We start from the raw sequence: 12,154 nt of genomic DNA, 5'->3' as shown, positions 1-12,154 counted from the left end.
TCTTGTTCAAATTCGTTTTAATTAATATAAAGAAAAAAAATGAAGATAAATAAATTATATAGATTGTTTACTCTAGCTAGCTTAATGTTGTTTTGCTTTTGTAACGTTACAATGGCTCAAACAAATAGTGAAGAGGTAACAGCAACTGTGGTTGATGAACAAGGTAACCCTATAAGCGGTGTTAATGTTTTTAGCTCTAAAGGAGAGAAGGCATCTTCGGATATTAACGGACAGTTTAAAATTAAGTTACTAGATGACGAGTCTGTTGTACTTGAAAAAAGAGGGTATGAATCAGAGATTATTAGTATGTCTGATTTAATAGGTAAAATTACCATGAAGAAATCTCCTTTCCTAGCTTCGGAAGATGACGAAATAAAGATGGGGGTTGCCACTAAAGTTAGGCGTGATATTGTTGGTGCATTATCGTCAATTAACACCCAAGACCGATTAACTTATGACAACACACAGTTTGTTAGAGATTACATTAACGGATTGATGTTAGGTGTAAGAGGCTCTGAAAACATTAGAGGTATAGGCAATGCTATTTTTGTTATTGATGGTGTAATTGGTCGTGATCCTAATATCTTGAATATGGAAGAGGTTGAGCAGATAACAGTGCTAAGAGATGCAAACTCTGTTGCCTTGTATGGTAGCCAAGGAAGAAATGGTGTTATTGTTATTAATACCAAACGTGGAAAAGCTAATAAAAAAGAAGTTAATGTTAATATACAATCTGGTATTAGAACCCCTATGGCTTTACCTAGATATTTAGGCTCGGTACCCTACATGCAACTTTTTAACGAAGCTAGAAATAATGATGGATTAGATGATTTTTATGACGCATCACTTATTCAAGAGTTTAGTACAAGTTCCAATAAATATAAATACCCAGATTTGGATTTATATTCAACGGAATATGTGCAACCTTTTGTTAATTTTACAAACGTTATAACTGAGTTTTCTGGTGGAAATGATAAAAATCAATATTATGTTAATGTAGGTTGGAATCGTAACGAGGCATGGGTTGATATTAATGAGGATATAAATGCAGGAAGTAACCGTTTTAATGTGAGAGGTAACTTAGATTTTAAAATAAACGATTGGATTACAAGTAGTCTAGATGGTATTGCGGTTATAAGTACAAGTAAGTCGTCTAGAGCTAATTTGTTGAGCTCAGGTACTACTTTAAGGCCTAATGCATATTCGCCATTTTTGCCTGTAGATTTACTAGACACTAGTGACCCGACAGTTGCAGGACAATTACAATCTGCAAACACGTTTAATGGGAATCTTTTAGGGTCAACGCAACAGTTTGGGGCAGATGCACCGATAGCTTTAGCTATCGCTGGTGGTTATCGGGACACAGTGTTTCGTTCTACACAGTTTAACAACACAATCAATTTTGATTTAGATAGGATAACAAAAGGCTTATCAGCTAAAACCTATATAAGTTTTGATTTTTATGATTCTTATAATTTAACAATTGAGAATCAATTTAAAACATATGAACCAAATTGGGAGGGTGATAGCATAACAAGTCTTGGTGTTTTTGGTGAAGACCTAAAAGATCAAACTGAAAATATTAGTACCAATGGTTTTACATCTCGATTTGGTTTATATGGATTGATAAATTATGATACTACTTTTGCTAAGGATCATTCCCTAAATACAACTTTATTAGGTTTTTATAATTCACAAAGACAGAATGATGTTATTCAAACTGATGTTGATACACACTTAGGATTTCAAATGTCTTATGACTACAAAAAGAAACTATTTTTTGATTTTACAGGAACCTATGCTAATTCCATAAAACTTCCTGAAGGAAATAGAGGAGGGTTTTCACCAACTTCAGGTATAGCTTACCTTATAAGTGAAGAACCTTTTTTAAAGGATAGTAAATTTATTAACTATCTTAAGTTAAAGGCTTCAGGTGGTGTTATGAAGTCTGATCGTGGTATTACAGCTCTTAATAGTGGAGGTTCTGTTAATAATGGTGCGAGCCCATACTATTTATATGATTTAAACTATTCTAGAGGAAACAATATTAATTGGGGTGATGGAAACTCTAATCGTAGAATAGATGTAACACAAGGAGAGAATCTTGATTTAACATTTGAAGAACGTATTGATTTAAATTTAGGTTTCGAAACCTATTTAATGAATTCACTTTGGATAGAAGCTAATTACTTTAAGACAGAACTTGACAAACAAATAACATTCTTACAAGATCAATACCCGTCTTATTATGATATATTCAGACCGTATAATAATTTCAATAAGAATTTATACACTGGTTTTGAAATAGGTATGAATTTTAATAAAACTTATGAAGATTTTTCAATTAGCTTAGGTGCAAACGTGCTATATAGTCAAACCGAAAGAACTGAAAGATCTGAAGTATTTGCTGAAGACTATCTACAAACACAAGGAAGAGAGATTTCTACAATTTTTGGATTAGTTGATCAAGGTTTTTATTCAGAAGCAGATTTCACTACAGATGTAAACGGTGATAGAGTTTTAAATGCCGGCTTACCTGTGCCTCAATTTGGTAGTGTCCAACCAGGAGATATAAAATATCAGGATCAAAATGGGGACAATATTATTGATAATGATGATAGATCTGCTATTGGGCAATCTAGCAGCCCTTGGACGTATGGGGTAAACCTTAACTTAAAGTATAAAAGGTTTAACTTTTTCGTTTTGGCCACAGGTCAATCAGGAGCTGACGGTAATAAGTTAAATAATAGTTTTAACGAATACTATTCAGTTGACGGTAATGATAAATACTCAGAAGTTGTTTTAGGACGATGGACACCAGCAACTGCAAGTACAGCAACATTCCCAAGGTTATCATCACAAACAAATCAAAATAATTTTAGACAATCTACGTTTTGGTTGTACGACACGAGCTTCTTTAGAATTAACCGTGCTCAGATAACATACGAATTTCAGGATACTTTATGTAATCAATTAGGTATTGAGGATTTTAGCATTAATCTTTCAGGAACTAATTTATTTGAAATAGGTGAAAATAAAGATATTCGTCAATTAAGAATAGGTACAACACCTCTGTCTAGAGCTTATACGCTCGGTTTGAGAATGTCATTTTAATATAATTAGAAAATTAAGATAAATAAAATGAAAAATTTAATAAAATATATATTGATTGTGTTAGTATTTACTGGCATGATAGCCTGTGATACTCTCGAACCTGTCGATGAAAACAGGTTGGGTTTTGATTTTGTAACCACAGATCCAAGTGCAGCAGAAGGTGTATTGTTAAATGGATATGCGGGCTTAGTTAATCAATATTCATTTTCTGAAGCAGCTACCGATGATGCCGTTAATAATATTTTGGATAACAATTATAAGCGAATGGCGCTTGGAGAGTTAAATGCACAATTTAACCCTGCAGCCCGTTGGAGTAGTTATGAACGTGTATTCTGGGTAAACCGATTCCTAGAAATTATTGAAGCAGGAGAAACACAATGGAGCAGAGATACATTAACTAATAAAATGTTTCAGATGCGTATGGAGGGAGAAGCGTTGGCGTTAAGAGGACTACATCATTTTTATGTACTTCAAGCACATGCTGGTGAAACTGCATCTGGAGAATTGCTAGGTATTCCATACTTTACTGAGTTTATTGAAGCCGATGGTAACTTTAATGTACCCCGTTTATCATTTGAAGCTTCTGTTCAGGCTATTATGGCAGATTTTGATGCGGCACTTAATTTGTTACCAACAGATTATGCGTTAAGCGCAGGACAAGTAGACCCATGGTACGCAAATTTAGAAAATTTTGATTATGATAAATATGGAATAGTAAATGATAACTTTTTTGACTTACGTATTTCAGGAAGAATAGTAAAAGCCTTAAAAGCACGTTTAGCACTTTTTGCGGCAAGTCCTTCATTTTTAAATAGTCAGAGTTATTATGATATGGCAGCAACTAATGCAGCTCAAATTTTAAATACTATTGGAGGTGTTGCTGGTTTAGATCCAAATGGTAATGAGTTTTATACATCAGATCCTAATATACAGAGTAGTGAATCGCTTTGGCGTGGTTCTATAGAAGGTAATACTTTTAACTATGAAGAAAGAATGTTTCCACCTTCTGTGAATGGAAATGGGGAGATTAATCCAACACATAACTTTGTAATGGCATTTCCAATGCAAGACGGATTTCCTGCTACTGAGGCTAATGGTTTTGATCCTCAAGATCCTTATGCTAATAGAGATCCTAGGCTAGAAAAATATGTTGTTCTTAATGGCGCTGAATTTGGAGGAGGCACAATTAATACTGGTGTTGGTGGAGGAAATGATAGGTTAGATTCTATCCCTGGGCAGTCTACAACTACTGGGTATTACCTTAAAAAATTATTGCAACCAGAAGTTAGAATTAATAATGATGGAACTGCTCAAGGTAAGAGGCATGCCAATGTGTATTTTAGATATACTGAATTGTTTTTAATATTGGCAGAATCAGCTAATGAAATTGGTGGTCCTGACTTTCAGGTTGATGGTATCACCGCTCGTGATGTGATTGCAGCAATACGTAATAGAGCAGGAATTACACAACCAGATAGTTACTTAGCATCTATTACAACTACCGAGGATATGCGAGAGCTTATCAGAAATGAACGCCGTATAGAACTAAGTTTTGAGGGACATAGGTTCTGGGATATTAGAAGATGGGGATTACCTTTAAATGAATCAGCTAAAGGTTACTTTTATGAGGGAAATAGCTATATTGAGTTACCGTCTGTTGAAATTAGAAATTTCCAACCATTTGCGACTTATATGCCAATTCCTAATGCAGAGATTTTAAAATTTTCTGAGCTCGAGCAAAATAACGGCTGGTAGGGTAATTGTGTAATTTAAAAGAATAAAAAATTTTAAACATGAAAATAAAATATTTAATAATATGCGTAATTGCCTTTAGTTTAATGGCTTGCGAAAATCAGGAAAATGAATTTGACGATTTTGGTTCAACTTCAGTATATTTTCCATTTCAAACACCAGTAAGAACATTAATTCAAGGGAAGTATGATCTAGGTTTTAATGAGAATGATAATAATGGCCGATTTGAAATTGGTGTCACTATGACAGGAGTTTATAATAATGATATAAACCGAAGAGTACATTTTGAGTTGGCTCCTGAATTGATAGATGCTACTGCTTTAGGCTTAGATACTGTAAATGTGAAGGTGTTACCAGCTTCATACTATACAATTGAACAGGAAAGCCCAGTAACAATTCCTTCTGGTTCTATAAAAGGGCGTATCCCGGTGCAACTTTCAGATGCCTTTTTTGATGACCCACAGTCATTTGCAGAATTTGGTGAGGTACATTATGTAATTCCATTAAGAATTACAGATTATGAAGAATTAGATTCGCTTTTAACAGGTGTACCAGCTGAAGGGGTTACAAATCCTATCAAGATTAAAGCAGATGATTGGCAAACACTACCTAAAGACTATACACTTTTTGGTATCAAGTTTATGAATAAATATCAAGGTATCTATTTAAGACGAGGAGAGGATGCAGCTGTAGGATCTAACGAATCGGTTACGGTTTTTGAAAATGGAAATCCAACAGAAACAATTACAGAGAACATTGAAGGCTCTACAGTTTATAGATCTGAGTTTGTTGTAGATGATGAATTAATTCCATTATCAACTTCAGGAAGAAATGAAGCGACCACTACTATTAATGTTAGAAGACCAGGTATTGCTACTAATAGTACATTGTCTTTACAATTGACATTTAACGATAATGAAGATATTACTGTTGCTAATGCTGACCCAGCTAGTACTGTTACTGTAACGGGCTCAGGAAAGTTTGTAGAAGATGGAGATGAATGGGGAGGAGAAAGTCGAGACGTAATTTATTTAGATTATGAATACCGAGAACTAGAAGTTGAAGTCACTGAGAATCGCTTTTTTGGTACATTAGTTTCTACAAAAACATCAACATTTGATTTATTGCATACAGTTAAAGATACTTTAGTAATAAGAGACCGAGATGTTAAGTTCGAGGAGTTTACATTAGACTTAGAAATGCCTTAATTTTAAGACATAATAAATCATATTGTTTAAGTTAAAAATAGCGGGATAAAATTCCCGCTATTTTTTTTACTAGATTAAAAATATTTGACTTCTAAATAAAGTTAGTGCAATAAAGGGACTCGATGCGGTGTATAACAACGAAATTGTAAAATGGAATTCTACCTATTTAAATTTTTTTTGATACAGATAGATTTTAAAATTAGACAGCAAATGTCATTAGTAAATTTACTAGTGGGATTTTTTAATGTCTTCTAAATTTTGCGTTTTGACTAAATTGTTTTTGATGAACATATTTCAGGACAGAACAGGATAGCTTCTGGGTATAAATATTTTAACTTTACAAGCCATATGTTTCAATAAAATTATCCATTAAACTAAGACTATTTTTATGCAAAAGAACAGCTTTTTACTAGCCATTATTACAATGCTGGTATGTTTTAACAAAATTTCTGCACAATCAAAACGGGCCAATAACGAAAAACCTAATATTATTTTCATACTAACTGATGATCAACGATTTGATGCTATTGGTTATGCTGGGAATAAATTTGTGGAAACGCCACAAATGGATGATTTGGCTAAATCGGGAACCTATTTTAATTCCGCAATAGTTACTACTCCAATTTGCGCTGCTAGTAGAGCTAGTCTTTTTACTGGATTGCATGAGCGTGCACATAATTTTAATTTTCAAACAGGTAATGTGCGTGAAGAATATATGCAGAATTCGTATCCAACCGTGTTGAAAAATAATGGGTATTACACCGGTTTTTATGGTAAATATGGTGTGCGTTATAACGATTTAGATAAACAGTTTGATGAGTTTGAAGATTATGATAGAAATCACAGATTTAAAGACAAAAGAGGGTATTATTATAAAACCATTGATAATGATACGGTACACTTAACCCGTTACACAGGGCAACAAGCTATCGATTTTATTGATAGAAATGCATCAAATGAAAAGCCATTTTGTTTATCATTGAGCTTTAGTGCTCCTCATGCACATGATAGTGCACCAGAACAATATTTTTGGCAAGCTGAAACTGATAAATTACTTGCAGACACAACTATTCCAGAACCTAAATTAGGTGACGATAAATATTTCAATGCGCAACCTAAAATTGTAAGAGACGGATTTAACTGGCTCCGTTGGACATGGCGCTATGATACACCAGAAAAATATCAACATAGTTTAAAAGGCTATTACAGAATGATATCTGGAATAGATTTAGAAATCGAAAAAATCCGTAATAAATTAAAAGAAAAGGGCCTCGATAAAAATACGGTAATCATTGTTATGGGTGATAATGGATATTTCCTTGGTGAGCGCAAATTAGCTGGTAAATGGTTAATGTATGATAACTCAATTCGAGTACCACTTATAGTTTTTGACCCTAGAGTAGATAAACATCAAGATGTTAATGATATGGTTTTAAACATTGATGTGCCGCATACCATTGCAGATTTAGCAGGTGTTAAAGCTCCTGAATCATGGCAAGGAAAAAGCTTGATGCCTATTGTTAAACAGGAAACAAACACCATTGCCAGAGATACTATTTTAATTGAACATATCTGGGATTTTGAAAATATTCCACCAAGTGAAGGCGTGCGTACAAAAAAATGGAAATACTTCAGATATGTAAATGATAAATCAATTGAAGAACTTTACGATTTAGAAAAAGACCCTCAAGAGATTAAAAATTTAATTGGTAAGAAAAAATATAAAACTGTAGCCAATAAATTAAGAGCAAAGCTTGATGAATTAATTAAGAAAAATAGTAATGAATATAGAGCAGCTCCAACAGATTTAACTGTTGAACTTATAAGAGAACCAAGTACTGACGTTGTAATATTTGACTTAAAACCAGAGTTTGGATGGACAGTGCCATTGGGTTCTAAATTTCAAGGGGCTTATCAAATATTGGTTGCTTCAAACAAAATGAGTATTGAGGCTAATAATGGCGATGTTTGGGATAGCCGTAGAGTAGCATCTTTAAAATCTACAGATGTTGAGTATAACGGTAAGCCTTTAGAAATTGGAAAAACATACTATTGGAAAGTTAGAATTTGGGATGAAGAAAATAGACTGGTTGATTATTCTGAAGCTCAAAAATTTACTACAGGTAAGAGTGATAGCTACATCATTTCTACCGAAAACAGATTTGAAACATCCAAAATCAAACCACAAAAATTTGAGAAACGAAATGATGTGTATTTCATGGATTTCGGAAAAGCTGCTTTTGCAACTATGGATTTTACATATAATGCAAAAACACCACACACTCTAACAGTAAGGGTAGGAGAAATGATTGATGATCAAGGTAATGTTAATAGAACACCACCTGCAAAAAGTAATATTCGTTATCAAGAAATTAAAGTTGATGTAAAACCAGGTCAAACAATATATCAGATTAATGTTAATGAAGATGAACGCAACACAAGAGCTAATAAAGCTGTGCCATTACCAGATGGATTTCCACCTTTGGTTCCATTTAGATATGCAGAGTTAGAAGGCGCTCAAGAAACACTTTCTGCTGAAGATTTTACCCAATTAGCATTTCATACTTATTGGGATGAGAAAGCCAGTAGTTTTAAAAGCAATAATAATATTTTAAATCAAGTTTGGGATTTATGTAAATACTCTATAAAGGCAACCACATTTAACGGTTTGTATGTTGATGGAGATAGAGAACGTATCCCTTATGAGGCTGATGCTTACTTAAATCAGTTAAGTCATTATGCAACAGATAGGGAATTTGCCATGGCTAGACGTACTATCGAATATTTCATGAAGAACCCTACTTGGCCAACAGAATGGCAACAACATGTGCCTTTATTAATATATGCAGACTACATGTACACTGGTAATACCGAATTAATTGAACGTTATTACGAGCCATTAAAACATAAATCTTTATATGAATTATCTAACGAAGATGGATTGATTACATCAACAAAGGTTGATGCTGCCTTTATGAAAAAATTAGGTTTCCCTGATGGTTATAAAAAACCATTAACTGATATTGTAGATTGGCCAGGACCTAACTTTAATAGAAGCAAGACTAAAGGTGAACGCGACGGTTTTGTATTTAAGCCTTACAGTACCGTGATTAATTCATTCTTTTATGAGAATATGAAAATCATGGCGGAGTTTGCAAAAATTCTTGGTAAAACCCAAGAGGCTCTGGACTTTGAATATAGAGCAGTAAAAGCTAAAAAAGCGGTTAACGAACAAATGTTTGATAAAGAGCGTGGTATTTATGTAGATGGTATTGGTACAGATCATGCTTCTTTACACGCTAACATGATGCCATTAGCATTTGGTTTAGTGCCAGAGGAACATTATGATTCTGTAGTTGAGTTTGTGAAATCTAGAGGAATGGCTTGTAGTGTTTACGGAGCTCAATTCTTAATGGATGGTCTATATAATGCTGGCGAATCAGATTATGCACTAGACTTATTAACAGATACGTCTGATAGAAGTTGGTATAATATGATAAAAATAGGTTCTACTATTACTCTAGAAGCTTGGGATAATAAGTATAAGAATAATTTAGATTGGAATCATGCATGGGGTGCAGTACCAGCAAATGCAATACCAAGAGGATTATGGGGCATTAAACCTAAAACACCAGGATTTGGAGTTGCTACTATTAAACCACAAATGAGTAAATTAAAGTCTAGTGAAATAGAAGTGCCAACAGTAAGAGGTACAATTAAAGCAAGCTATAAACATTATGGTCCGAGACTTCAAACATATGAAATCGAGATACCAGGAAATATGGTTGCAGAGTTTTCTTTAAATGGTTTAGATGGAAAAGATTTACTTCATAATGGAAAAAAGGTGCCTCCCGCTTTTGAGTCTATAAGGCTCGCTCCAGGAAAGCATACCATACAACTTAAAATAAATTCGTTTTAAGTAATTAATGCCAATAATTTAAATTATTGGCATTTTTTTTGAAAAAAGAAAAGATAAAAAGATGAAAAAGGTTTACTTATTCCTAATAATGTTTTGTTTTTCTCAGTTCCATTCGGGGCAAGAAAAACAACTCATAGCTACATTAGAAGAATTGAGTCAGGTATCAGGAGTAGGAGAAGGTGGTCTGTATTTTGCAGGAACTAAGGATATAAACTATAGATTTTCACAGCGAATAACTCCTCATGGCGATTGTGTTGATGTGGTTAATGGCTATGCTTTTGTTACCTGGTACAAAGGAGGTATGGATAATCGAAATTTAATGCTTTCTAGAAAAAATTTAAATGTATCAAACTCCAATTGGGTTACTATCGAATTTCCACATAAACATGTAGGTCAAGGCGGTGAGCTTCTAAACGGTACCGGCATAAGAGGTGATTCTCATAATACGGCAGCTATTGGAATCAGTACAATAGATGATACAATTCATATCATATACGATATGCATGCTTACAGATCTACTTCTTTACCTAATGATTTTTTTAATTATTCAGTGTCTTTAAAGAATAAAGCTTTCGTGCCAGATAATGAATTCACATTGGCTATTTTTAATCCAAAGCAAAACTATTTAAAATCCGGAGGCGATTACGAACGTATGACTTATCCCATGATACACAGAGCTGATGATGGAAGTTTGATTGCTAGATATAGACAAGGCGGCTCTGGTAATGGTGATATACTTTTAGCACATTATGATGGTAATGTATGGAGCAATAATTGGTTATTTCATGAAGGAACTTTAGTATTGCCCAATAGAAACAATATGTATGGAGGTGAACGTTTTTTAAATGGTAAGTTTTATACCGGTTTTTCTATACGGTACTCCACTAATAATGATACTAATACTAGTAACGGCTATATGCTAAATAGTGGATTATATTATGCCTATACAAACGGAATTCCAAAAAATCAATCTAGTCAGTGGTTTGATGTTACCGATAATGCTATTTCTCTCCCAATAAGAAATAATATTAATCCAAACTTAGATCCAGTTCAGGTAGCACAACCAGGAGATGATTATGGGACAGCCTCATTACCTCGATCGTCTTCTGATCCAGCATGGACAGTGACTGAAAATAGTGCGATTCATTTTGTACAACGCGTTGATAATAGAAATGTACACTATTATAAGTTGGCTACCGATATTAATTTTTCTAGTAATGTAGGAGGACTTATCCCTAATCCCCAAACTCGTGGAGAAATTTACAGTTACAAAAACCATGTATTTATGGTGGAGCTTTTAGGAGGAAAAGTGAATATAAAAACAACATTAGAAGGACAAAGTGATTGGGAAATAGTTTATACTGGAACAGAATCTATAAACTTTGATCATTTTGATGCTTTCGTTGAAGGTAATAAACTATATGTTTATTTAATGGAAGACACCACAAATAACACACCGGGAGTTGGTGATAAGCGCCCATTGTATTTTCAAGAATTCACCCTGTCTGAGGTTGATGTGCCAGTTTTAATATCATTAGAGGCAGAAGACTATACTACAGCTTCAAATGATATTAATGTTGGTACTGGTGCTACAGCTTCAGGAGGAGAATATATAGATGCTTTTTCTTCAAATCAGTTTATAGAACATAAGTTTCAAGTTGCTACTGCTGGTACTTATGATTTTATTCTTTTTGCGGCAAATAGAAATAGAGATGATTCCATTATGAATATTGAAATTAATGGAGTGTTGTTTGAAGATGTTTTAATAACAAGAACGTTTGATTGGAATATATATTTAGAGACACGAATCCAAGATATTACATTAAATCAAGGAGAAAACACGGTAAGAATAACACAACGAAGATCATTATCAAGCGAACCTGATAAAATAGAGTTTGATTTAAAATCTGCTTTGAGTATTAATGATTTTGATGCTCAAGATATAGTGGTTTACCCAAACCCTAGTCATGGTGTTTTCAATATAAAATTAAATAGTCAAAACCTACAGTATAGTTTAGTGAATATACAAGGTCAAGTTTTAGAAAAAGGAAGCATTTCTCAAAATAAAGTAGATTTTTCTAACCACGCTCGAGGGATTTATTTTGTAGAACTATCTAACGAAACAGATAGGTTTATTAAAAAAATAGTTATTAAATAAAAA

5 protein-coding genes are annotated in these 12,154 nt (G+C 33.5%); all 5 read left to right on the top strand.

The genetic code is table 11. The features are described from left to right. Window positions 1–39 precede the first annotated feature (39 nt). The 5 genes from ABD935_RS12650 (at window position 40) to ABD935_RS12630 (ending at window position 12,151) form a co-directional block, all read left to right on the top strand. Window positions 40–3,114 (top strand): SusC/RagA family TonB-linked outer membrane protein, encoded by a 3,075-nt coding sequence (locus ABD935_RS12650; RefSeq protein ID WP_345192478.1) that lies wholly within the window; start codon window positions 40–42, stop codon window positions 3,112–3,114. 27 nt (window positions 3,115–3,141) lie between these two features. Further along, complete coding sequence (locus ABD935_RS12645; protein ID WP_345192477.1) at window positions 3,142–4,869, top strand: RagB/SusD family nutrient uptake outer membrane protein; 1,728 nt, start codon at window positions 3,142–3,144, stop codon at window positions 4,867–4,869. 38 nt (window positions 4,870–4,907) lie between these two features. Beyond that, window positions 4,908–6,074: a DUF5627 domain-containing protein gene (locus ABD935_RS12640; protein WP_345192474.1), complete on the top strand. Its 1,167-nt coding sequence runs from the start codon at window positions 4,908–4,910 to the stop codon at window positions 6,072–6,074. Between the two features lie 388 nt (window positions 6,075–6,462). Beyond that, on the top strand, window positions 6,463–9,993 hold the full coding sequence (locus ABD935_RS12635) for a sulfatase-like hydrolase/transferase (protein WP_345192473.1): 3,531 nt from the start codon (window positions 6,463–6,465) through the stop codon (window positions 9,991–9,993). 61 nt (window positions 9,994–10,054) lie between these two features. Next, window positions 10,055–12,151: a BNR-4 repeat-containing protein gene (locus tag ABD935_RS12630; RefSeq protein ID WP_345192471.1), complete on the top strand. Its 2,097-nt coding sequence runs from the start codon at window positions 10,055–10,057 to the stop codon at window positions 12,149–12,151. The last annotated feature ends 3 nt before the right edge of the window (window positions 12,152–12,154 follow it).

The organism is Algibacter agarivorans (assembly GCF_039543245.1).
GTDB classification, from domain to species: domain Bacteria; phylum Bacteroidota; class Bacteroidia; order Flavobacteriales; family Flavobacteriaceae; genus Algibacter_G; species Algibacter_G agarivorans.
The sequence above is the reverse complement of the archived record's forward strand: the minus strand, read 5'-3'. Positions and strand labels throughout refer to the sequence as shown.